This is a genomic window from Lipingzhangella halophila, assembly GCF_014203805.1.
Classification (GTDB): domain Bacteria; phylum Actinomycetota; class Actinomycetes; order Streptosporangiales; family Streptosporangiaceae; genus Lipingzhangella; species Lipingzhangella halophila.
The window spans coordinates 4,743,126-4,766,288 of record NZ_JACHJT010000001.1; the positions used below are offsets into that span (position 1 = coordinate 4,743,126).

The following is a 23,163-nucleotide window of genomic DNA, read 5'->3' on the forward strand; positions in this document are numbered from 1 at the left end:
CATTCTGCGAGTAGCTACTCGTTCTCCAGCGCTGATGCATACGTATCCTCCAGTTTCCTAATCAAGTTCACCGAGTCGCCCGGGGGGAGGGCCTCGCTCTGCAAACGAACGAACCGGGAGGCCATACCGGCAACTCGATGCGGATGGTCCACCAGGACACCACCATCCGCGCTCTCTGCGTATCCGACGGTCTGGCGCTCCAAGTCCATGAGCCGGAAAGGGGGACCGGCCGCCAGACAGGGAGCACCAACGAGGACCTGCACGATGAACTCGCCTCCTTCTGCCTTGCCAGCAATGTGGCCCAACTGGCGCCGCATCATGGCCACGTCGCCGATCTGGTGGCGGAGCACCCTTTCCGGGATGACGAAGGTCATCAAGGCCCCGTTCTCCAGCGTCACTGGAAGCCTACCTATGCGGGTTTCAACGTAGTTGTCCACTATTTCCGGATTGGGTCTCTGGTGCTGGTTCGATTCGAGGTGCCTCGCGTACTCCTCGGTCTGCAGCATTCCGGGAACGACCAGTGACTCGAACTCCCGGATCTCGTTCGCGTACTGCTCTAGCGTGAGCACGTCCTTGAACCACTCAGGGACATCCCGCCGTCCGGTGACATCGTTCCATATCCGGGTGAGTGCTCCCCCTGTTGCCAACGCGGAATCGAACGCGTCCGAATAGTCCCGAGTTGGTACGCGTATCGCTCGCTCCAGCGCACCAACCATCGCGTGCGAGAGACCCACTTGGCTGCCAAGCTGCCGTTGCGTCAGCCCAGCTTGAGCCCTGAGCCGACGTAGTTCCGAGCCGTAGTACTGCCAACGCTCGTTCGCCATGAACTGAGATTGTCACAGGAAGAAACACCCGGGCAACCAATACAACAACGGGCAACAGATTTGTGGTCTCCCTAGAAATGCTGCACATCAGTTGCCAGAGTGCCAGAGAAAGAAAAGACCCCGGCGACGGATGCGAGCCGTCCCGGGGCGTGACCCACCTGGAGGCACCCAGATGAGCATGTCCACCCTATCGGCGGTCCGCGCGGTACGGGCCTACCGTTTCCGCACCGGACGGGCCAGGCGGTCGCGGCCCTATGTGCTTGCTGCCCCCGCTCCCGCAGAACTGGTCTTCGATGTCTCCCCGAGGCTTCCTGCGGTGCTGGTGCTGCTGGCGTCCCTGGCTACCGGCAAGGGGGCGCGCCGATGAACCCGCCTGTCCCCCGTCCCCGCACCGGTGCGCCGGCCGCTGTACGGGCCGATCCCGAGTTCCGCAACGTGGCCCTGCTCATCGACGGCCGGGAGTACGTGTTCTCCGTCGGCACCGCCGACATCTCGGCCGCGGTGGAGTTGCTGGAAGGCTGGGCCGACACCTGCCGGCTGGCCGCCGCCACGCTTCGCCGGTGCCACGCACGGCTCCAGGCCGAGCAGCGCGCGCAGGCCGAGATCGCCTCGGCCGGCGGCCCCATGCGCGCGTGCGCGCTGTGCGACTCCCCCAACGCCGCGCCGCGCACCGCCTGCCACTGGTGCGGTAACCCGCTGGGCCGCGTCTCCTGATCCGGTCCTCAGGAGCGGTGCGCACCGCGCGAATCACGCGTACCTGAAACGCCGTAGATGCGATCCCGCCGCGCCTGGTTCGGGTTTGGCCAGACGCGGCCCCTCACTTGAGGCGGCCACTTCGTCACGTTATGTTCCTCATGTCCAACCAAACGCGACGAAGTAGACGAAACTCGCTTCTTCGTTCCCTGCCCCTTTTCGGGGTAGCTGATCCTTTGAGGAACCCTACTGTGCGCGGTGCTCTGCCTACCGCATTGAAGGCTGCTCGGGTGCTGCTGTTCGTCATGGCCGGGCTGGCGTTCCTGCTCTTCTTCATCCTGATCGTCGCCGACGCCGACCAGACCACCCTGTACCTGGGCTTCTTCGCCTATCTCGGCCAAGGCGCGATCGCGCTCACCCTCGCCCTGCTGCTGGCCCGCGGCGGTGCCTGGGTGCTGTACACCACCTGCGCCTTCACCGGTCTCGTCCTCGCTTGGAGCCTGCTCACCCTTCTGGGCGGCGATGCCGCCGGATTCACCCAGATGCTCCTGCCCGGGGTGATCCTTTTCCTTTCCACCCGGCCCCACGCGCGCGCCTACCTGAGGCGAACCACGTAACCGAGCCCGTTCCTCCTCGTTTCCAGCCCCTCCGTTTCACCCCTACCCCCCGGTGATCCTCTGTGCTGACACGCATCCATGACCCCGAGCGGGGCGCGAACTTCGTCGAGTACGCCGCCGTGATTGTGCTCGTGGCCGCGATCGCCGCCACAGTGCTCGGCTCCGGCATCACCGGACGTGTCACCGGCATGGTCGAGGACGCCATCACCTCCGTGGGCACCCCGGGAAACGGCTCGGGCCCCCAGGCCGGAGGTGAGCACGGCGACGAACAGCAACACGACACTCCGGGTGGGGACCAGCAACCAGCCACCCCGCAGGCCGACCCCGACAACGACAACGACGACGAAGGCGAGGGCGGGGGCGGGGGCGGTCCGCTGGGCTCCATGCCCACCCTCGACACCGACCTGGGTCCCGGCAGCGGCAGCGGCGAATCGTTCGCGCCACTGGGCGTGGACAACCTCCTCGCCGGGCCCCCAAGCGCCGGGCTCACCCCCACCTACTCCACCGGAGACCTGCGCGACGACATCGCCGACCTGGCCGATGACGCCGCCGAGTCCCAGGCCCGCGCCACCCGCGAGGGCCTGGAAATGGCCGAGGAAACCATCCGCGGTCCCATCGACCTCGCACAGGACCTGCGCGAGGACGCCCCGGGAACCCTCCGCCGCGGCGCGGAGAACGCCATCGCCGGCGCCACCGAGCTACACAACGAGTACGCCGCAACCGTGCGCGACAGCGCCGAACTGATCCGGCAAGGCTTCGACGACGGCGAGTACCTGAGCGGACTGTGGGACGGAGCCAGCCACCTCGCCACCTGGAACCTCAGCCAAAGCGCACAGTTGGCCATCAGCGAAGAAGGCTACGAACACTTCGCCAACGGCGAGTTCGAACAAGGACTCGTCCGCTCCACCGCCAACGCCGCCAGCTGGCTCATCGGCGGCCCCGCCCTCAAAGGACTCACCAAACTCCCCAACGGCACCGGCCGCAACCCCGACCCCGACCCAGACCCAGAACCCGACTCCCACCACCTCGCCGACGGCGAGACCGACAGCCAGGGCCAGAACCGCGACGAGGACGACACCGACGAACCCAACGGCAACTGCCGCACCAACAGCTTCACCCCCGGCACACCCGTGCTCATGGCCGACGGCTCCACCACCCCCATCCAAGACATCCAGACCGGCGACGAAATCCTCGCCTTCGACCCCGCCACCGGTGAAGAAGGCCCACGCGAGGTCACCGACACCATCACCGGCGACGGTCAGAAGACCCTCGTCGACATCACGGTTACCGACACCGACGGCACCACCAGCACCCTCACCGCCACCGACGAACACCCCTTCTGGGCCCCCAAGGCCGGCCAATGGGTCGACGCCACCGACCTCACCCCCGGCACCTGGCTCCGCACCTCCACCGGCACCTGGACCCAAATCACCGCCGTCGACACCAACACCGTCGACGACCAACAGGTCCACAACCTCACCATCGACGACCTCCACACCTACTACGTTGTGGCTGGCGAGGTTGACGTCCTCGTTCACAACCAGGGCGGATGTCGTCGCGGAAAGGTTTCGTTCCGCGGGAATGACCTGGCACAGGAAGCGTATGATTATCGCGCAGCGAATAATCTGAATCCCCAGAGAAATATCTCAACTTTCGAATATGTAGACAGAGATGGAAACCCACAAACCATAACGCGCGCGAATGAACCGGGCGGCAGACATGCTGAGAGCGTGATTATGAATGAATTGAAAGAAGAAAAAATACCCAACGAAAATATCACCGGAGTGTACTCCGAGAGAGTGCCCTGCAGCAGTGGAAAATCAAAAAGCTGCGCGGCCCGATTGGGTAATTATGAGAACGCAGAAATATCGTGGAGCTTGGATGGAAATGGCAGAGAAAATTTTGGTGCGATAGCACGGGACATGGAAAGCCGCGGGGACAGCGAATAGGTAATGGACGATCCGGAGAATAGGCGCCGTCAGATCAATCAGTTGTTGGACGAGCTTCGCGACTCGGACACACAGAGTCTGACTTCCCGGGACGCTTCAGTTGAGTTTGACGTGGCAAGAAACTGGAACATTCCAGAATCCGACAAGATTGCATCCGAATCCTGGGGTCTACCCAAGAACATCAAGCCTGACTATTTTTTCAACAAACCGCAGATTGAACATCATCCCCAGGTTTCATTCCAGTCGAAAAATTTCTATTCGATCGGGGAAATCGCTGACGATCCAATCGTGGTGGAACCCGACTCAGGGGCCGTCTATTTTCTCGCCTCTTGGTCATACAAGAAAGTGATTTTCAATTCATCACTTCAAGGATACATCAAGTGCTCATGGCTGTGGCGAAGCACTCTTCCTCTACTGGTTGAAATGGGCAACCTAACATGGACGATCGAGCAGTTCGACTCACACGAAGATGAAATACAAGAGATATTTGAATGCATGCAAAGAATCGATCCAACGGTTGTCGATTCCAGGTCTTCTATGTGGGGCGAGATTGTCTTCGACCTCCTCATGTGACTCGCAATGAATGGCCGCCACTGACTTCGCCCGTCGATTTTGAGGATTGGGGGCAGGTAGTACGCGTGTCTGGGTCCATGGGAATGCAATCAAGCGGCGAGCTACTGACCTTCGGTGGAGCGGTAGCGGCCGTGCAGGCAAGTTACGGCCCGGCCATGGTGGGAGTGGGCACAGCATCGTGCCACGGTTCGGGCCTACCGCTCCCGCACGGGACGTGCCCGGCGGGAGCGTCCCTCCGTCCTTGCCCCTCGCGTCCCCCTCGCGTCCCCCTCGCCGGTCCTCTCAGGCCCTGGCGATCAGGGGCAACCTCCTGACTCCGGTCATCGTGGAGGTGGTGTTGAACTCGACCGGCTCGCCGGGATCGGTGCGAAGCGCACCGAACCGATCGAACAGGATGTTCAGCGCCACCCGTCCCTCGAGCCTCGCCAGTGGCGCGCCCAGGCAGAAGTGGATGCCGTGGCCGAAGCTCAGATGTGGGTTGGGGGTGCGGTCCGGGACAAAGGGGTCGGGGTTCGCGAACACCCGCGGATCCCGGTTGGCCGCCGCCGGCCAAATGGTGAGCACCCGGTCGGCGGGGATGGTGTCACCGCCGAGTCGCACCTCGCGGGTGGTGGACCGGGCGAGCGCGGCGAACGGAGGGAGCAGCCGTAGTGTCTCCTCGATCGCGGCGGGAACCGTCGAACGGTCCGCGCGCGCCTTCGCCTGTTCGTCGGGAAAGGCGTCCAGACACAGCACCGCGTTCCCCAGCAGCGCCGTTGTGGTGACGTCCCCGGCGACCAGCGGGAGGTGGGCGAACATGACGACCTGGTCGTCCGGCAGGCGCTCCCCGTCCACCTCGGCCTCGACCAGCTTGGGCAGCAGATCCTCCCGGGGACGGCTACGCCGCTCGGCCGCGTGCTCGCGGAGGTACTCCGCGAGAGGAAGCACCCCCTCCTCCAGACGCATTGGCAGGGCGGCTCGGTGAAAAGTCCACCGTTCGATTCGAGAACGACCCCGGAAATCGAGAGTTCGAGCCGTAAACAACGAGTACGTGGCTCAGGCGAAGCTATCTAGAGTCCAGGTCAACAAGACTTTCCGAAATCAGGCGAAGGCTGCATTCGAAGCGGCTAGCCAGAGTGGAAGGTCTGTGTACTATCACTTCCAAGGAGGGCCGCTGTCGCCGGAGGTGCGATCTAGACTGGAAGAGTATGCCAATCGCTACGGCGTGGACCTAGTTATCGACGACACACCCTTCGACAATCTTAATTGGACCACTAGAATGTTCGAAATACATGGCTGGATCACGATCCAGGAACCCGGAGACAACGACGTCCCCTCCAGCGTCCGGAATAGGATCCAGGATTTGGTTGAAGTCGCGAAGGGAGGAAACGCGCTCGTCGACCTAAGCTGGATGAACGGTCAGTTGACTATCCACTTCGGCGGATTCTCCAACCACAGATCGCCGGACATCGAGGAGTTATTATCACTTTTCCTGAAGGCGGGGGAGATTGCCAAAGGTTCTTACGGGCTTCTGTACTACCACGATGACGAGGAGGAGGATCCGGAAGGACGGAACTCGTTCAAAGTGATGGTGATGCGACACGGACGGGTCACGAATGAGCGAGATACGCTTCTCAGCCCCGTGATTCCCACGATTGAGTCACCGGATGTTCCCGGCCAATGATGGACCACCAGGCACCTGAGGACTACCGGTACCGATACCGACGGCACAACCAGCGCCCTCACCGCCACCGACCTCGACCCCGGAACCTGGCTCCGCACCTCCCGCGGATTACATGTCAGCACTAAAGGACCTGGCAGCGAAAACCGACGGAGAAGCCAGAAAGAGAACGAAACGCAAATCCAGAAAGGCCATTCCTGGTGGGGACAGAAAGTGGCAAATAGTGACGGAATTGCTGCCAGGGTAGAGTCACTCGTGAGCGCCGAGTTTCTTGTTGTTTCAGTCCAATCCACTCGGTTGTGGACACCTGTTATGAATTTGCTCGCTGAACAACAAACGCAAGTTGTCTTCGACGAAGCTGTGGAGCAAGTATCCGCATCCTCAGGGCACCTAAGTCATGCCGAAAGCATGCGCCTGGCTGAGATCCTGGATACCACATTCGAACTGAGCCAATCCGGACTTGGCGCTCCGGACATGGCCTACTGGCCGATGACGGTCCTCGGAACACTGTATGTAGCGCTGGGTTCAGTGTCCGGCTATGATTCTGAGCTATCCAGGCAAGAGGTTCTGTTCACGACAGAGGCGATTGCTGGGAACCTCGACGGTGTACTGAAGTTCGCTCGCGAGAACAGCAGAATTCAGACCGAGTTCGGGAGCTGGAGATTTCGCAGTGAATCCGAGAGGTTTCTTGGGCTAACCATGTCGAATGCAACCCCTGAAGGCGGCCCCAAGAACGAAATTTCTGCGCTAGAACAAGAAATAAGAAGCCGCACAGAGCAGGCAATTGGTATTGCAGCTCAGTATTATGGCTGGAACGTCCGTTGAATCGGATTGAGTGAGCCTTTTTCATCGGGTTTCGCGTTCGTGGAAGACGAGTACCGCGCGCATGATCTGACCTGCGCGGTTGGGGCAGCAGCGCAGTTTGTGTAGGACTCGCCAGTTCTTCGGCTCAGCGTTGGCCCGCTCACCAGGGGCACGCCGAGCAGACGATCATCAACCGGACCAGAGAGGATCGGGACTACGAGATCATTGAGGGCGGCACGAACAGTAATACCTGCCAGCCTGGCGAGAGTCCAACAGGGAACTGCATGCCCGAGCTTGATAAGGAAAGCCTGAATCACGGAGGTGACTACCGTGAGGGCACCTGGTAGAAGTCAGGCGAATGTCACTTCTGGTGGGACGGATAGCGATGACACCTGGCAATGGTCCCGACGATCGCAGCTACGACTACGCGGCGGAACTCGGCGCGCTCCCTGCCTGGGGGCCACTTGCTCTGGTTGCCGCGGTGGCGGCGCGGGTGACGCCGGCCTATCGCGTGCTGGCCGATGCCGCCGAGAACGCAGTCCACGCCAGCGTGGTCGATGCGCTGGGGCAGGCACGCGAGGTCGACACCGTGATTCTGCGACACCTGCACGATGACCTCCTTCCCCTGTGGCCCGAGGACGAGGGGGAGATGGATGTCCTCACCCCCTACTACTGGAAGATGCGGGCCCTGCACGTCCTCAAGGTCGGGTTGGAGCACGCCGTAGACGACCCCGTCCGCGGCGCCCGGATGGCCGAGCAGACCGCCGTGGACATGATCGACGACTTCGACTCACGCGTCGAACAGGAAGGGATTGACCGCCCACTCGCGCTCTCGTCGGAAGAGACATCGTCGTACGCCGTCCGCGAGTTCGGTAACTTCCTGCACGACGTCGCCGCACTGCGCGAGGAGGCCGACCCCGAAACCGCTGTGTGGCGTATCCGCGAACATGGTTCCGCCGAAGCCGAGTTCCTGGAACAGGAACTGCTGCCATTGTGGATCCAGGCAGAGAACTGGGCCCAGGCCGACCTCGAGTCGGCACACGGGGCCGAGCACGAGTAGCGCCTACGCGTAACAGAGTGAGGTCACGATCGCCCCTCAGCCCTTGGGCCACTTGATGACGTTGACGTAGACCGAGGCGGTGCCCTCATCCGGGAAGACAGCGACTACGGGATGATTGGCCAGCAGTGAAAAAACTAGACAGGCCAGAAATAATTCGACTCATCGAGACAATCAGAGAAAATGATCGACTTGAAAGCGACATCGAGAGTGATGAAGAGATAGAAAAACTGGAAACGGGAATCCCGTGCCCGCACATCACAGACCTAATCTATTTTCCGGACGAATTTGTTGCGGACCGCGGCTTCCTGACCGCTGAGGAAATTGCTGACTTGGCGATGGAATACAAGCCATTTGAACTCTAGTCTTACAGTCAGGGTTCCTTTTGATGAGGGGTGGCAGCTCCCCGTCCGGGTTCATCGTCCGAACGGCGTACCCAAAGAAAGGGAGCAAGCCCTGATGGTGGACATGGCATGGATGGTGCTGGTATGACCGAATCACTCCGCGGTGTCTATGAGCTCCAGGGAATGTTTCACCAGGACTGGGATCTTGACTATGAGTCATGGGACGAGGTCATTGAAGATTTCGCTCGGTCTCGTTCGGCATACGCCTCGGCGGCCGTGACAGAACTGGCCAACATGGCGGAACAATGGTCCGAGAAGCGGATCCGCAAAGAGATCCGGGTCATCGTCACACAGAAAGAAGCCGCCAAACTACCGCAACCGAGATGGAAGAACGCCGCTCTAACGCTGCGCGAGCGAATCATCGCTGCGCAGAGGAACTACGGACACTGGTCAACCGACTGACCCAGTGAGAAGGCTCGCGGGGGCACCCACGGCATACCATCCGGGCAGGTGAATGGATGAGCAGGGACGAACGAGACGAATGGCTTGGCAGCTTTCTCACACAAATGGAAGTCTCTCGATTGGAGAGCGTGTCCGTTTTAGTTTCTTCGCGCCGGGCTCTGGGACTGGTTGCACTGTTGGAGAGCTGGCACAGTCACGTTGTCAGGATTAGCGGGGAACTTGACCTCCCCGGTTCCGACAGGACGGCCTGGGGCGCCTATGACTTGATTGCTGCACTTGCCCTTAGGAGCCTCCTCGCTCGTGGACTGGAAAACGCTGAACCGAGTTCCCTTGGAGGGTTCAAGCGAGCGCTCAATGATGTCGACTCCAGGTTTAGAGAGTTCACCGAATATGATGAATCTGGGGTAGTCCGCCGCATTGACAGCGAGGGACGGCCCAGTGATGAATGGTGGTGGGACCGGATTCCGAGTAGCGGTCCGATCCGTCGGGAGATCGAGCAAATTAACCACAGTAGTGATTCCGGTCACGACTGATATAGCGAAAGAAACGGCGCTCCCGTCAGCTCGTCGGCCGGCCAGCAGTGCCCTCGCGTTGATGCCCGTTCCGCGGACCAACCGTTGCTGTTCCTCGACATCGATGGACCGCTGATCCCGTTCGGGCCATCACCCCAACGCCGCGACAACCACCCGAGCCACCCGCAGGCGGGCTCCATGCCGTTGCTGGCACGACTCAACCCCGAACACGGACACCGGTTGTCGCGGCTTGGACAGGATCAAACAGTGTCTTACCGTTCACCCGAAGAAGCAGTACAATGTTTCATCTCCAAGATCCAAGAAATCCGAGGTGACTTGGCATTTGGACGGCCTGGTGCCCGCGCTGGGACGCCTCGCGGCCGCGCATCACCTGCTCACTCGGGATGCTGGAAAGATGATAACGAACACCCAGATGAAAGATTTGCTTTCGGAAGTTCACGGGGCTGGGCTGGACAAGAGTCTTCCAGAGGATCTCCAGGAGACAGTAGACACTGGATGGAAGCGGGGGCCGCGGGGGCTTCTATCACCGGGTGAGGAGCACTGGAACCCGGTACCAACCGCGGGCCCGCAGGAACTCATGTGCGCCGAGATCGACCTCAATGACTTCAGGGTCGATGACGATGACCTCGTGGCCGAACCCGGAACGTACCTCGAAAAGGTCACGCTGCGCGCGTTCCTTTTCGCTGGAAAATGCCTGGAGCGAGCCCGGACTCTTGAGGAGGGCCATGATCTGCACGCGGTTGTCTGCACCAGCGTAGATGAGGACTTTCTCACGCACGGCAGCACCGTGCGGTTCTTCCTCCGTAGAGGTGAACTACCAGCCCGATATGAGGACCTTGAAAGGTTCGCAATCGAAGCGATCGCTCTGCTCGGTCTGAACGACCTCTCCAACACGAGCTACCGGACGCTCGACGAGTTGTTTCGTCCTTGACATTCACCACGAGGGTTTCCTTCAAAGGTGAGGTTCTCCGGCAGTCCGCGGACCGGAACGAGCGGCTTGTCTTGGTGGAATCAGAGTGAGGACGCGATCACCGTTCAGTCGTTGGGCCACTTGATGACGTTGACGTAGACCGAGGCGGTGTCCTCATCCGGGAAGACCGCGACCACGTTCTGTTTGACCAGGTCGTTGTCGGGGTGACTGTCTTTGCATTCCACGTTGCCGTCGACGGTGTCCTCGTCATCGGGAATGTCGAAGGTGTCGCGCGTCTCCGCGTCGGGTGGGGTGTCCCGGTGGTACGGATCGATACCGGCGGCTTCGCAGAACTCCTCCAGACCGTCCCGATCCACCGTGAACGTCACTTTGTAGTACAGCTCATTGAAGTCGCTGTGGCCCGCGGTGATGTCGACATCCGTGGCGCTCTCGGGAATGCTCAGCCCGCTGTACTAGGTGAAGGATTCGGGCAACTCATCGTCGTCGGGTACCGGCACCGACGGGGTGGCGGGAATCGTGCAGCGAATGGACTCCTCGCAGTTTGCCGGACCCTCTGGTTGTGCGCAGCCAGCCGTGACAACCAGAATCCCCAGCGCCACAATGGCGCTGTGCGCTCCACCGTGATCGAATCCTCTTCCCACGGGCCATGACCCTACTGCCGAGTCCAGCGTCCCGCGTTGGCTGGGACCGGCAGTTTTCGGCCGTAGTCTCGGAACACTTCCCGAGATATCCGAGCAGCGACCCTGACCACGGGGACACTTTCGGCGTCGAAACCGACTCCCCGGACACACTCGATGTGCCCCAAAACCCCGGCCGATCGTGGCGATCCGCAGCTCTCGCCTCCTGAACCCAAGCGGGGTTTCGGCTGCGCAACGTCACTCGACGCCAGCCGGGCCACTGGTAGTACCCGTTATACTATGCGGTTCGCTCGAAGGGGGTTCCGCCAGGATCTGTGGTCCGCACCGGGCCAGCACGCTCCCCACACCCGCTCGCGCCCTCCGCCCCCCAGCCCGTAATCTACGAATCTATGCAGGTCAGTCCAGTATGAGCAGGGCATTGATGGCGCGGACCCGCCGGCTGGCCACGCTGCGCTGGGGTAATCCAGACGCCTCATCCGCACCACGAACTTCGTAGAACCTGTTCCACCAACCTATTGAGTTGATCTTTTGCATCCATACACAATGTGTCAATCACCATTGGCAAGAACGCTGTTTACTTCTTGCCGGTGATGTGGACCGCGCGGGCGCGGCCGCAGGGGAAAATCCGCGTCCGCCCACCCTGCACAGACCGAGGAGAACTGCCCTCATGACCGACGCGCTCCCCGTCGACACCGAGGACGCCGAGGACACCGAAGACGCCGGGACCGGACACACCAGCTGGAAGCGTTTCGGGGTCTTCACCGTCATCGGAGGCGTTGCTGTCGGCGGCCTGCTCTACGCCCTGGCCAACGGCGCCGTCGCCGCCCAGTTCGTCGTCTCCGACCTCGACTTCAAGGTGTCGGCCGACCAGTTGGTCGGCACTGGGTTCGAGCAGTACGGCGGAATCAACGTCGACCGCAACGACGAACCGCTGCCGATGGCCACCGCCGCAATCAGCGAGGCCGAGCTGCACTCGATGTGCCAGTCCGTCCTGCTCGACGACCAGCTCCCCGGCCTCCCTCCCATCTCGCTGAACCTCACCGCCGGGACCGGTGACACCCCGGCCGAGGCCGAGACCCTGCTGGTCGACATGCACCAGATGGCGGGTGACGCCGAGTTCGAGAACCTCGACATCGGCGCCAACGCCCCCGACATGGACAAGGGGCCCGATGCGGGCACCCCGATCCACGGCATGTTCGGCATGCAGTCCGACACCATCGTCGTCAACGACCTGGAACAGGAGGCCCGGGCCACCACCGCGGGATCCTTCGTGCTGAACGACCTCAACCTGACGCTGGAGTTCGGCGAGAACGAGTGCTTCTGACCGCGAAAACCGACACGAGGTACGGCGTTGCCCCTCCCTCGCCGGCCCTCTCGCACACACGACGAGGAGCCCTCGTGGCCGACCAATCCCCCACGCGTCGTCGGAGCCTGCCGGTGCGTATGTGGCTGCGCTGGCGACGGTGGCGCCGCAGCCGCCCGTTCTGGGGTGGGCTCCTGATGATCACCGGTGGTGTTGAGCTGGCGCTCCTGCCCCTTGGGCCGTTGGAGATCGGGGTCGCCGGTGTGGCGCTCCCCGGCGTGCCGACCTACATGCTGGCCCTCTTCGTCATCTCCCTGGGCGCCATCACCTGGTTCACCCCACAGCAGCACACCATCACCGGTCTCCTCGGCGGCATCTGCGCCCTGGGGTCGCTGGTGTTGTCCAACCTCGGTGGCCTGTTCATCGGGGCACTGCTGGTCCTGGCCGGGTCGGGGCTCACCTTCGCGTGGGCCCCCGGGGCACGGCCGGCGCGACGCCGGGGTCGACGCCGCGCCGACGCCACCGCTCCGCCCGCCGGCACGCCCGACGCCAGCACCAACACCAACACTGCGAGCACGGCCCTCGGTCCCCCAGGTGGCCCGCTGGATGAGCCCGCGGAGCACGACGGGGAGCAGTGGCCACGCCCATCCAGTCCCAGCCCGACGTCTGGGACGTGACGTACCGGCCGGGCGTCGCGGCACTTCCCCACCGCGTCACCGGGCCGGCAGCGATCCCGCCCGGAAACGTCTCGCGTTCCCGGGCGGGACACGTCAACGGCCGGCAGCGCCGCCGGCCGTTTCGATACCGGCCCTCGCGGGCCGGCCCCACGTTGGAGGACACGATGTACAACATCACCGACCACGTTCGCCGATCAGTACCGCGGCTCGCCGCCGTGGCCTCCGCAGCTGCTGTCGGCGCCCTGGTGCTCCTCAGTGCCAGCCCCGCCCAGGCGCAGCAGACGTCCACCACCATCGAACCGGCCGGTCACTACCTGAGCGCCACCCAGGACGGCGCCGGGACCTTCGAGGTCGACGGCTCCACGGTCTCCTGCGACACGTCGGAATCCTTGCGCGGCGAGGACGACCCAGCGGACGTGAACCAGATCCCCGAGGAAGACGACAACCACAACCCCGACGGCCCGGTCTCCGGAGTGCTCTCCGCCCCGGTGTTCGAGGACTGCGAGGTGGTGGGGGTTCCACTGACATCGGCCGACATCACCACCGCCCCGGGAACGTGGGAGATCGAGGCCCAGAACGGCGACCCGTCCACAATCACGCTGTTCATCCCGCCGGCGGGCGAGCCGGGCTCGCTGACGGTGAACATTTCCGGGCTCTCCTCCTGCGAGATCGAGGTAAACCCGGGCGACGAACCGGCCCCCCTCACCGGCACCTGGCAGGAGGGTGACGGCCAACTGGTGTTCGACGGCGAATCCGTCCCCGTCGACGTCACCGAGAGCAACTTCGGCTGCCCGGACGGGGGCGAGCACGACGGCGTGTTCACGTCCACCTACACCATCGCCAACGAGACCGACCCCGACCAGCCGGTGACCATCACCGAGTGACCCCAATGGGTCCGGCCGGCCCCGCCGCGCCGGACCCACCCGACCGGGTGAGGCGACCACGCCCGCGACGAGGGCGCGTCCGGTGACGAGACCGCACGATCGCGCCGTTGGGCGGTGGGCGTAACGCCCCGAAGCAGTGTCTCCCCGCCGATCACGGCGTGATCGGCGGGGGGTCACGACACCGGGAGCACGATCGAAACGGGCGTACCCGGCTCCCCGTGCGGTTTGTGGGGCCGGTCCACCCGACGGTGCGGGCCGGGTGAGGCGCGCTCAGACGACCTTCCGCACCCAGCCGTGGGTGTCGGGACGGGTGCCGTACTGCAGCGCCACCAGATCCTCGCGGAGGCGCATGGTGATCGGGCCGGGAGTGCCGTCGCCGATCGTGAACTCTCCCCCGGGGCCCCGGACGTGTCCGACAGGGGTGATGACGGCGGCGGTACCGCAGGCGAAGACCTCGGTCAGCTCGCCGCTGGTGGCGGCCTCGCGCCAGCGGTCGGTGCTGATCCGGCCCTCCTCGGTTCGGAAACCCAGCTCGGGCGCGAGCTTGAGCAGGGAGTCGCGGGTGATGCCGGGAAGCAGTGTCCCGGTGAGCGCGGGCGTCATGAGCTGGGCGTCATCGCCGGAGCCGAAGACGAAGAACAGGTTCATCCCGCCCATCTCCTCGACCCAACGGTGCTCGACGGCGTCGAGCCAGACGACCTGGTCGCACCCCTGCTCGACGGCCTGCGCCTGGGCGAGGAAGCTCGCGGCGTAGTTACCGGCGAACTTGGCCTCGCCGGTACCGCCGGGGGCGGCACGCGTGTAGTCCTCGCTGAGCCAGACCGTGACCGGCTTGACCCCTCCCGAGAAGTACGCCCCCGACGGGGAGGCGATCAGCATGAAGAGGTAGCTCCGGGACGGGTTGTTCACCCCGAGCCCGACATCGGTGGCGAACATGAACGGACGCAGGTAGAGGCTGCTGTTCTCCTGGCTGGGAACCCACTCGGCGTCGTGCTGGAGCAGCGTCTCGAGGGCGCCGGTGAAGAGCTCCTCGGGCAGCTCGGGCATGGCCATACGGCGGGCGCTGCGGTTGAACCGGGCCGCGTTGGCCTCGGGCCGGAAGCACGCGATGGTGCCGTCGGGGTGCCGGTAGGCCTTCAGCCCCTCGAAGATCTCCTGGGCGTAGTGCAGAGACGCGGTGGCCGGATCGAGTGTGACGGGACCGTACGGTTCGAGCTGGGCGTCGTGCCAGCCTTTGCCTTCCGTGTAGCGGATGGTGACCATGTGGTCGGTGAAGACGGTGCCGAACCCCGGATTGTCCAGTAGGGCATCGCGTTCCTGCGGGGTCTTCCGCTGGGACGAGAGCTGGACGTCGAACGTCAACCCGCTTGTGGTGGTGCTGCTGTTCATAGGTTCTTCGGTCCTCTCGGATACACCGGGCCGGCAGCGCTGCCGGCTCACGATCAAGTGTGACGGAAACGACACACCCGGGCCATAGCACGGTGGTCGGATGGGGATGACTGGGGCAGCGCGCCGCCGAAGAAACGGCCAGCGGGCGCGCCGGTGGCACGCCCGCTGGCAAACCCGGGTCCCGTGTCCGCCTCGGCCGCGCCTCGTGAGGTCAGCAGGGCCGAGACAGGCGATCTCAGCCCTGCTCGGCTACTCGACTCGCTATGTCGTCGCCGATCTGGGTGGTGGACCGCTCGCTGCCGTCCTTCACCCGCGCGTTCAGGTCCTCGGCCACCGCCTGCTCGACCTGGCTCGCCGCGGCGCTCAGACCGAGGTGCTCCAGCATGATGGCCGACGAGAGGACCGTGGCCGTGGGATCGGCCTTCCCTTGGCCGGTGATGTCCGGCGCGGATCCGTGCACCGGTTCGAACATGCTGGGGAAGTCGTTCTCGGGGTTGATGTTGCCGCTCGCGGCCAGACCGATCCCGCCGGCGATGGCGGCGCCGAGGTCGGTGATGATGTCGCCGAACAGGTTGTCGGTCACCACGACGTCGAAGCGCTCCGGCTGCGACACGAAGAACATGGTGGCGGCGTCGACGTGGCAGTAGTCCACCGAGACCCGCGGGTACTCGGCGCCGACCTCGCGCACGACGCGCTGCCACAGCTCACCGGCGAAAGTCAGCACGTTGTCCTTGTGCACGAGGGTGAGCTTGGCGCGCGGGCGCGCGTTGGCTTTCTCGAACGCGTAGCGAACCACGCGCTCCACGCCGAAGCGGGTGTTGACGCTGTCCTGGGTGGCGATCTCGCCGGGCGTGCCCTTGCGCAGCACGCCGCCCATCCCCGCGTAGGGCCCCTCAGTGCCCTCGCGGACCACGAGCATGTCGATGTCGTCGGCCTCGGGCGCGGCGAGCGGCGTGGACACGCCCGGGTAGAGCCGCACCGGGCGCAGGTTCACGTAGTGCGAGAAGGCGAACCGCAGCCGGAGCAGCAGGCCGCGCTCCAGGACCCCGCTGGGCACCGAGGGGTCGCCGACGGCCCCCAGCAGGATGGCCTCGTAGGAGCGGAGCTCGTCCTCGACCGAATCGGGCAGCGTCTCACCGGTGGCGTGCCATCGCCGGGCACCGAGCTCGTACTCGGTGGTGTCGAGGGCGACGTCGTGTTTCGACGCGGCCGCGGACAGGACCTTCAGCCCTTCCGCGACCACCTCGGGCCCGATGCCGTCGCCAGGGATGACAGCCAACTTAACGGTGCGAGCAGCCATGGAACAGCCCAGCCCCAATCTCAACAGTGGTCTCGGCGCTCACGGGTGTCGGCGTCCGCACGGACGCCGACACCCGGTATCTCGCATTCGAGATGAGCGAAAGTAGTCGTGCCAAGCCTAGCGACCCGCGGCGCCGCCGTTGTCACGACGGTCCAACGCGATCTGCACGGCACGGGTGGCTTCGTCTTCTTCTTCGGCCGGAGCCGGGGTGGTCTCGTACATGGGCGATCCTTCGCGTGGCACGGTGTTCGAGCCCGGGTGAGCCCGAGCGCGCCCGAATGGGCCGGAAACGAACGGGCGACGGCAGCGTCCGGCACGCGTGTGGCGGTACTCCGGAACACTCCGGTCTGCGATGCGGGTATGGCCACGCACGGACTCCGGCGGGGTCGCCTGCCGGGAGGACCGCCGCTCTCGCCAGATCAGTGTGGGGGCGGCGCTCGTGCGTGCGGGTGTCGTTCGTCGTTGTCCCGACACCGTGGGTCCCAAGACTATCGGAAGTCCAACTATCCGGCCACTCAACCCCCCCGGCCAGCGCGAACGCTGAAGGGCCGCCCGCGCGCCGTGCGCATGGGCGGCCCTTCAGCGGACTCCGCGGAAGCGCGGGGACTATTCCAGGTCGACCTGGCGGGTCCTGGCCGAGGCGATCTCGCCGGAGATCACTTCGAGGGTCTCGTCCGGGATGGCGGAGTCGACCGTCAACGTGATGAGCGCCCGGCCGCCCTGCTGGTCCCGGCTCACCTGCATGCCGGCGATGTTGATCTGGGCCTCGCCGAGCAGCGCGCCGACCTTCCCGACGATGCCGGGGCGGTCATCGTAGGAGAAGAACGCCATGTGCGAGCTGATCGGGATCTCCATCTCGTACCCGTTGATCTCGACCAGCTTCTCGTAGTGACGCGGGCCGGTGAGCGTGCCCGATACGGACACGCGCTGGCCATCCGGCAGGATGCCCCGCACGCACACCAGGTTGCGCCAGTCCGAGTTGTCATCGCTGGTGGAGAGGGTGACCTCGACGCCGCGCTCCTTGGCCAACAGCGGGGCGTTCACGAACGTCACCGTGTCCTCGGTGACGTCGCTGAAGACGCCCTTCAGCGCGGCCAGCTCCACCACCTTGACGTCGTGCACGGCGATATCACCGCGGACCACGACCTCGACCTGGGTGGCCACGCCCTGGGCCAGCGAGGTGAAGATCCGGCCGAGCTTCTCGGTGAGCGGCAGCGCCGGCTTGATCTCCTCGGCCACCGCGCCGCCCTGAACGTTCACCGCGTCAGGGACGAACTCCCCGGACAGCGCGAGCCGAACCGAGCGGGCGACCTGGGTACCGGCCTTCTCCTGCGCCTCCTCGGTGCTGGCGCCCAGGTGCGGGGCCACGACGACGTTCTCGAACTCGAAGAGCGGGCTGTCGGTGCAGGGCTCCTTGGTCCAGACGTCGATGCCGGCGCCCGCGACGCGCCCCTCCTTCAGGGCCCGGTACAGGGCGTCCTCGTCGAGGATGCCGCCCCGGGCGGCGTTGATGATGCGGACGTTCGGCTTCACCTTCGACAGCGCCTCGTCGCCGATCAGGCCGAGCGTGTCCTTGTTCTTCGGCAGGTGGATCGTGATGAAGTCGCTGCTGGCCAGCAGCTCGTCCAGGCTGACGACCTCCACGCCCATCTGCGCGGCGCGGGACGGCTGCACGAACGGGTCGTAGGCGACAACCCGGGTCCCGAAGGACGCGAGCCGCTGCGCGACCAGCGCGCCGATCCGCCCCAGGCCGACAACACCGATGGTCTTGTCGTAGAGCTCCACACCGGTGTATTTGGAACGCTTCCACTCGCCGTTGACGAGCGCGTTGTGCGCGGGGGCGGTGTGCCGCGCCGAGGCCAGCAGCAGGTTGATGGCCTGCTCGGCGGCACTCACGATGTTGGAGGTGGGTGCGTTCACGACGAGCACCCCGGCCTTCGTCGCCGCGTCGAGGTCGACGTTGTCCAGCCCCACGCCCGCGCGCGCCACCACCTGCAGTTTGGGCGCCGCCGCGAGGGCCTCGGAGTCGACCTTGGTCGCGCTACGCACGATCAGGGCATCGACATCAGCGAGAGCGGACAGCAGTTGGGAGCGGTCACTTCCGTCAGCACGGCGGACGTCAAAACTCTCCTCAAGCAGCGCGATTCCGGCGGGCGAGAGTTCTTCCGCGACAAGTACGGAGGGCTTCGGCACAGCTAGATCCTTATATGGGTTGCGACTTTGGCCGCGGTCGCGGCGGCCTTGGGCGAACTCCAGAACTATTCGTCGGGCCTCCAGGGCCAAGGAAAGTCTACTGCGCAGAGGGGTTGCGTAAATGAAGAGGGGGGCGCACGCCCGCGAAGCCCCGCCGTATTCCCAGTTCAGATCGGGTACACGGACAAAGGCCCGGGCGGACCGTGTGGAGGTCCGCCCGGGCCCTTGACTCGCGCGTGGGTCAGCTCTTCAGCCAGCTCATCAGCGGGCGCAGCTCGGCGCCGACCTTCTCGATCGGCTCGTTCTGCTCGGCCTCGCGATGCTTGAGGAAGTTCGGCCGCCCGGAGTCGAACTCGCTCACCAGCTCCTTCGCGTAGGTGCCGTCGCGCACCTCCGACAGGATCTTGCGCATCTCCTCGCGGGTCTGCTCGGTGATGACGCGGGAGCCCCGGGTGTAGCCGCCGTACTCGGCGTTGTCCGACACCGACCAGTACATCTTGGAGATGCCGCCCTCGTACATCAGGTCGACGATGAGCTTCACCTCGTGCAGGCACTCGAAGTAGGCCACCTCGGGCTGGTAGCCGGCTTCGGTCAGCGTCGTGAACCCGGCCTTGATCAGCTCGGACAGCCCGCCGCAGAGCACCGCCTGCTCACCGAACAGGTCGGTCTCGGTCTCCTCGGTGAACGTGGTCCGCAGCGCGCCGGCGCGGGCGCCGCCGATGCCCTTGGCGTACGAGAGCACCAGGTCCCACGCCTTGCCGGTGGCGTCCTGCTCGACGGCGACGAGCACGGGCACACCCTGGCCCACCTCGAACTGGCGCCGGACCAGGTGGCCCGGGCCCTTGGGGGCGACCATGGCGACGTCGACGTCGGCGGGCGGCTGGATCAGGCCGTACCGGATGCTGAACCCGTGGCCGACGAAGAGCGCGTCGCCCGGCTTGAGGTGCGGGGCGATCTCGTTGGCGTAGAGGTCCCGGTGGATGTGGTCGGGCACCAGGATCATGATGAGGTCGGCCTCCTGGGCCGCCTCCGCCGGCGTCACGACACGCAGGCCCTCCTCCTCGGCCGTGGCGCGGCTCTTCGACCCCTCGGACAGGCCCACGCGCACGTCGACCCCCGAATCCCGGAGCGACAGCGCGTGCGCGTGTCCCTGGCTGCCGTATCCGATGACGGCGACCTTGCGCTCCTGTACGAAGCTCAGGTCCGCGTCGGCGTCGTAGTACATCTGTGCTGCCACTTCGGCTTACTCCTTAGTCCTTCTTCAGCGGCACCGCACGGCGGTTGGGCCGGTGCGGCGCGGATGTCGGTTCGGCCGGGCGTCCGCGGCACAACCCGCGTCCGGCCGTGGGTCACGCGCTGCGTTCGACCGCGCGGAGCGACCGATCGGTGATCGACCTCGGCCCCCGCCCCAACGCGACGAGCCCGGACTTGACCAGCTCCTTGATGCCGAACGGCTCCAGGTTGCGCACCAGCGAGTCGAGCTTCTCGGGCCGGCCGGTGGCCTCGATGACGACGACGTCGGGGTGTACGTCGACCACGTTGGCCCGGAACAGCTCGGCCGTCTGGATGACCTGCGGGCGGCTGCTGGCGTCGGCCTTGACCTTCGCGAGCAGGAGTTCCCTGCGCACCGACGAGTCGTTGTCCATCTCGACGATCTTGACGACGTTCACCAGCTTGTTGAGCTGTTTGGTCACCTGCTCCAGAGGGTGGCGGTCGCAGTTGACCACGATCGTCATGCGGGACAGACCTTCGTACTCGGTCGTGCTGACACTGAGCGAGTTGATGTTGAACCCGCGGCGGGAGAACAGCGATGAGGCCCTGGCGAGGATCCCCGGCGTGTCCTCCACGAGGACGGAAAGCGTGTGCTGGCTCATCGTGAAACGTTGCCCTTCCCTAGTCCTCGTCGTCCCACTCGGGCGCTATGTCGCGCGCGTACTGGATCTTGTCGTTGCTGACGCCGGGTCCGACCATGGGCCAGACCATCGCGTCGTGGTTCACCGAGAAGTCGATCACGACCGGGGCGTCGTTGATCGCCATGGCCTTCTCGATTGTGGCGTCGACATCCTCGGCGCGGTCACAGCGCAGTCCGACACAACCGTACGCCTCCGAGAGCCGCGCGAAGTCGGGGATGCGCACCTTGGTGTCCTTGGGTGCGGTCTGCAGATCGGTGTTGGAGTAGCGGCTCTCGTAGAAGAGTGTCTGCCACTGCCGCACCATGCCGAGGTTGCCGTTGTTGATGACCGCGACCTTGATCGGGATGCCCTCGACCGCGCAGGTCGCGAGCTCCTGGTTGGTCATCTGGAAGCAGCCGTCGCCGTCGATGGCCCAGACCGTGCGGCCGGGGTCGGCGGCCTGCGCCCCGAGCGCCGCGGGGACGGCGAACCCCATGGTGCCGAGCCCGCCGGAGTTGACGAACGTTCCGGGCTTCTCGTAGTCGATGAACTGCGACGCCCACATCTGGTGCTGGCCGACCCCGGTGACATAGGTGGCGTCGGGGCCCGCGATCTCCCCCAGCCGCTTGATGACGTGCTGGGGGGACAGGCCATCTTCGGGGGCCTCCTCGAAGCCCAGCGGGTAGGTGGTGCGCAGCCGGTCGAGCTGGGACCACCAGTCCGCGTAGTCGCCCGTGCGCCCGTTGGTCTGGTCGGCGCGGACGGCGACGACGAGGTCGGCGATGACCTCCCGGCAGTCGCCCACGATCGGGACGTCGGCGTGCCGGTTCTTGGAGATCTCGGCCGGGTCGACGTCGGCGTGCACGATCTTGGCGTCGGGGGCGAAACTGTCGAGCTTGCCGGTGACACGGTCGTCGAAGCGCGCGCCGAGCGCCACCATCAGGTCGGCCTTCTGCAGCGAGCCCACCGCGGCGACGGTTCCGTGCATGCCCGGCATCCCCAGGTGCTGCGGGTGGCTGTCGGGGAACGCGCCCCGCGCCATCAGGGTGGTAACCACGGGCAGCCCGGTGAGCTCGGCCAGGACCCGCAGTTCCTGGGAGGCGCCGGCCTTGAGCACGCCGCCGCCGACGTAGAGGACCGGTCGCTGTGCCTCGGCGATCATCCGCGCGGCCTCGCGGACCTGCTTGCCGTGGGGTTTGGTGACGGGCCGGTAGCCGGCCATGTCCAGGCGTTCGGGCCAGTCGAAGACGGTCTGCGCCTGCAGCGCGTCCTTGGCGATGTCGACCAGCACCGGCCCCGGGCGCCCGGTCGAGGCGACGTGGAACGCCTCGGCGATGATGCGCGGGATCTCGTCGGCGTTGCGGACCAGGTAGTTGTGCTTGGTGATCGGCATCGTGATGCCGCAGATGTCGGCTTCCTGGAACGCGTCGGTGCCGATCGCCGGGGAGGCCACCTGCCCGGTGATCGCCACCATCGGCACGGAGTCCATGTGCGCGTCAGCGAGCGGGGTGACGAGGTTGGTCGCCCCCGGGCCGCTGGTCGCGATGCAGACCCCGGGACGGCCGGTCGCGTAGGCGTAGCCCTCGGCGGCGTGACCGGCGCCCTGCTCGTGCCGCATAAGGATGTGGCGTACCCGGGTGGAGTCGAATAGGGGATCGTAGGCGGGCAGGATCGCCCCGCCCGGGATCCCGAACACCACGTCGACGCCGACATGCTCCAGCGACCTGATGAGCGACTGGGCTCCGGTCATCTGCTCGGTCATCACTTGATCCTTCGAAAGAGATCGTGGAAATCACATGTGCCTGACAACAAAAAACCCCCCACCGCGATGCGGTTGAGGGGGGCGCGCAGCACTAGCTCGGTCAGCTGGCTGCGCGCCGACCAAGTACGAGAATGAGGAAGTTGCTCTGCACGATGCTAACGATGGCCCAGTGTGTTGTGCCGCGTCAACTTAAACCCGATTCTGTCTCACGATTTGAGACAACGCGATCAGAGTGTGGGTCGGGCGCCGCCGGGGTTCTGCGGGTCCGGAGGCGGGGGAGCGAGGAACGGGGCGGCGAAGACGCCGGATGGCCCGGGTGGGCGCGAATCGGTACGGATGCCCGCCGGTACCACACCCAACGAGAGCAGCGAAGGCCGGTGAGTGACCCAGCCCGCGCAAATCGGTGCGCGTGCCCGCCGGTGGCACGCCCAACGCGGCAGCGAAGACGCCGGATGGCCCGGGTGGGTGGTGCTCGGTACGGGTTCGTTGGCCAGAAAACTCACAATCAGGGCATAGCGGGCACGCGAGGGCTAACGCCGCGCCGAAACTGACCGTACGGACACACTCAACGCCGAGAACGTCCCCACAGTCACCCTCGATACGCCCCAGCACCGAGAACGACACCACGGACACCCCGCTGGACCCCACCACCAGTCGCCGCCGCCCCGTTGGCCACGC

The 23,163-nt window shown here is 65.0% G+C and carries 24 protein-coding genes; 15 read left to right on the top strand and 9 right to left on the bottom strand.

Features of this window, described 5'->3' with window-relative positions; genetic code table 11:
• Positions 1 to 14 precede the first annotated feature (14 nt).
• The gene (locus tag F4561_RS21705) at positions 15 to 824 is read right to left on the bottom strand and encodes a helix-turn-helix domain-containing protein (protein ID WP_184581197.1); all 810 of its coding nucleotides are present in this window, start codon (positions 822 to 824) and stop codon (positions 15 to 17) included.
• Positions 825 to 996: 172 nt separating this feature from the next.
• On the opposite strand from F4561_RS21705, the gene F4561_RS21710 reads away from it, so the two are divergent.
• The 5 genes from F4561_RS21710 (at position 997) to F4561_RS21730 (ending at position 4,656) form a co-directional block, all read left to right on the top strand.
• Positions 997 to 1,191, top strand: a complete 195-nt coding sequence (locus tag F4561_RS21710; protein ID WP_184581198.1) for a hypothetical protein — start codon at positions 997 to 999, stop codon at positions 1,189 to 1,191.
• Positions 1,188 to 1,538, top strand: a complete 351-nt coding sequence (locus tag F4561_RS21715) for a hypothetical protein (RefSeq protein WP_184581199.1) — start codon at positions 1,188 to 1,190, stop codon at positions 1,536 to 1,538. The genes F4561_RS21710 and F4561_RS21715 overlap by 4 nt, the downstream gene beginning before the upstream one ends.
• 230 nt (positions 1,539 to 1,768) lie before the next feature.
• Positions 1,769 to 2,134, top strand: coding sequence for a hypothetical protein (locus F4561_RS21720; RefSeq protein ID WP_184581200.1), 366 nt, complete (start codon positions 1,769 to 1,771; stop codon positions 2,132 to 2,134).
• Between the two features lie 131 nt (positions 2,135 to 2,265).
• Positions 2,266 to 4,083 carry a polymorphic toxin-type HINT domain-containing protein gene (locus tag F4561_RS33780; protein WP_184581201.1) on the top strand — a complete coding sequence of 606 codons (1,818 nt, stop codon included), beginning with the start codon at positions 2,266 to 2,268 and terminating at the stop codon, positions 4,081 to 4,083.
• Between the two features lie 3 nt (positions 4,084 to 4,086).
• Complete coding sequence (locus F4561_RS21730) at positions 4,087 to 4,656, top strand: SUKH-4 family immunity protein (protein WP_184581202.1); 570 nt, start codon at positions 4,087 to 4,089, stop codon at positions 4,654 to 4,656.
• A 282-nt stretch (positions 4,657 to 4,938) separates the two neighbouring features.
• Here F4561_RS21730 and F4561_RS21735 read toward each other — a convergent pair whose 3' ends face one another.
• Positions 4,939 to 5,601, bottom strand: coding sequence for a cytochrome P450 (locus F4561_RS21735; RefSeq protein ID WP_184581203.1), 663 nt, complete (start codon positions 5,599 to 5,601; stop codon positions 4,939 to 4,941).
• A gap of 34 nt (positions 5,602 to 5,635) precedes the next feature.
• Between F4561_RS21735 and F4561_RS33785 the strand changes: the two genes are divergently transcribed.
• The 7 genes from F4561_RS33785 (at position 5,636) to F4561_RS21770 (ending at position 10,447) form a co-directional block, all read left to right on the top strand.
• Positions 5,636 to 6,319 (top strand): Imm7 family immunity protein, encoded by a 684-nt coding sequence (locus F4561_RS33785; RefSeq protein ID WP_312885627.1) that lies wholly within the window; start codon positions 5,636 to 5,638, stop codon positions 6,317 to 6,319.
• 252 nt (positions 6,320 to 6,571) lie between these two features.
• Entirely contained in the window at positions 6,572 to 7,141 is a 570-nt protein-coding gene (locus tag F4561_RS21745) for a hypothetical protein (RefSeq protein WP_184581205.1), read from the top strand.
• Positions 7,142 to 7,505: 364 nt separating this feature from the next.
• The gene (locus F4561_RS21750; protein WP_184581206.1) at positions 7,506 to 8,180 is read left to right on the top strand and encodes a hypothetical protein; all 675 of its coding nucleotides are present in this window, start codon (positions 7,506 to 7,508) and stop codon (positions 8,178 to 8,180) included.
• Positions 8,181 to 8,305: 125 nt separating this feature from the next.
• Positions 8,306 to 8,542, top strand: coding sequence for a hypothetical protein (locus F4561_RS21755; protein WP_184581207.1), 237 nt, complete (start codon positions 8,306 to 8,308; stop codon positions 8,540 to 8,542).
• A 123-nt stretch (positions 8,543 to 8,665) separates the two neighbouring features.
• Entirely contained in the window at positions 8,666 to 8,983 is a 318-nt protein-coding gene (locus tag F4561_RS21760) for a contact-dependent growth inhibition system immunity protein (protein WP_184581208.1), read from the top strand.
• A 56-nt stretch (positions 8,984 to 9,039) separates the two neighbouring features.
• Positions 9,040 to 9,516 (top strand): hypothetical protein, encoded by a 477-nt coding sequence (locus F4561_RS21765; protein WP_184581209.1) that lies wholly within the window; start codon positions 9,040 to 9,042, stop codon positions 9,514 to 9,516.
• A gap of 394 nt (positions 9,517 to 9,910) precedes the next feature.
• Entirely contained in the window at positions 9,911 to 10,447 is a 537-nt protein-coding gene (locus F4561_RS21770; protein WP_184581210.1) for a hypothetical protein, read from the top strand.
• A gap of 104 nt (positions 10,448 to 10,551) precedes the next feature.
• Here the strand turns inward: F4561_RS21770 and F4561_RS21775 are convergent, their stop codons facing one another.
• On the bottom strand, positions 10,552 to 10,815 hold the full coding sequence (locus F4561_RS21775; RefSeq protein ID WP_184581211.1) for a hypothetical protein: 264 nt from the start codon (positions 10,813 to 10,815) through the stop codon (positions 10,552 to 10,554).
• A 937-nt stretch (positions 10,816 to 11,752) separates the two neighbouring features.
• Between F4561_RS21775 and F4561_RS21780 the strand changes: the two genes are divergently transcribed.
• The 3 genes from F4561_RS21780 (at position 11,753) to F4561_RS21790 (ending at position 13,949) form a co-directional block, all read left to right on the top strand.
• On the top strand, positions 11,753 to 12,409 hold the full coding sequence (locus F4561_RS21780; protein ID WP_184581212.1) for a DUF6230 family protein: 657 nt from the start codon (positions 11,753 to 11,755) through the stop codon (positions 12,407 to 12,409).
• A gap of 74 nt (positions 12,410 to 12,483) precedes the next feature.
• Complete coding sequence (locus F4561_RS21785) at positions 12,484 to 13,065, top strand: DUF6114 domain-containing protein (protein WP_184581213.1); 582 nt, start codon at positions 12,484 to 12,486, stop codon at positions 13,063 to 13,065.
• On the top strand, positions 13,023 to 13,949 hold the full coding sequence (locus F4561_RS21790; RefSeq protein ID WP_184581214.1) for a hypothetical protein: 927 nt from the start codon (positions 13,023 to 13,025) through the stop codon (positions 13,947 to 13,949). The genes F4561_RS21785 and F4561_RS21790 overlap by 43 nt, the downstream gene beginning before the upstream one ends.
• A gap of 270 nt (positions 13,950 to 14,219) precedes the next feature.
• Here F4561_RS21790 and F4561_RS21795 read toward each other — a convergent pair whose 3' ends face one another.
• From F4561_RS21795 to F4561_RS21820, 6 genes are all read right to left on the bottom strand, one after another.
• Positions 14,220 to 15,338: a branched-chain amino acid aminotransferase gene (locus tag F4561_RS21795; protein WP_184581215.1), complete on the bottom strand. Its 1,119-nt coding sequence runs from the start codon at positions 15,336 to 15,338 to the stop codon at positions 14,220 to 14,222.
• Between the two features lie 235 nt (positions 15,339 to 15,573).
• The gene (locus F4561_RS21800) at positions 15,574 to 16,638 is read right to left on the bottom strand and encodes a 3-isopropylmalate dehydrogenase (RefSeq protein WP_184581216.1); all 1,065 of its coding nucleotides are present in this window, start codon (positions 16,636 to 16,638) and stop codon (positions 15,574 to 15,576) included.
• A 606-nt stretch (positions 16,639 to 17,244) separates the two neighbouring features.
• Positions 17,245 to 18,831, bottom strand: coding sequence for a phosphoglycerate dehydrogenase (gene serA / locus F4561_RS21805; protein ID WP_184581217.1), 1,587 nt, complete (start codon positions 18,829 to 18,831; stop codon positions 17,245 to 17,247).
• A 241-nt stretch (positions 18,832 to 19,072) separates the two neighbouring features.
• Positions 19,073 to 20,068, bottom strand: a complete 996-nt coding sequence (ilvC, locus tag F4561_RS21810) for a ketol-acid reductoisomerase (protein ID WP_184581218.1) — start codon at positions 20,066 to 20,068, stop codon at positions 19,073 to 19,075.
• A gap of 112 nt (positions 20,069 to 20,180) precedes the next feature.
• On the bottom strand, positions 20,181 to 20,705 hold the full coding sequence (ilvN, locus tag F4561_RS21815; protein WP_184581219.1) for an acetolactate synthase small subunit: 525 nt from the start codon (positions 20,703 to 20,705) through the stop codon (positions 20,181 to 20,183).
• 19 nt (positions 20,706 to 20,724) lie between these two features.
• Positions 20,725 to 22,485, bottom strand: coding sequence for an acetolactate synthase large subunit (locus F4561_RS21820; protein ID WP_184581220.1), 1,761 nt, complete (start codon positions 22,483 to 22,485; stop codon positions 20,725 to 20,727).
• Positions 22,486 to 23,163: the final 678 nt, after the last annotated feature.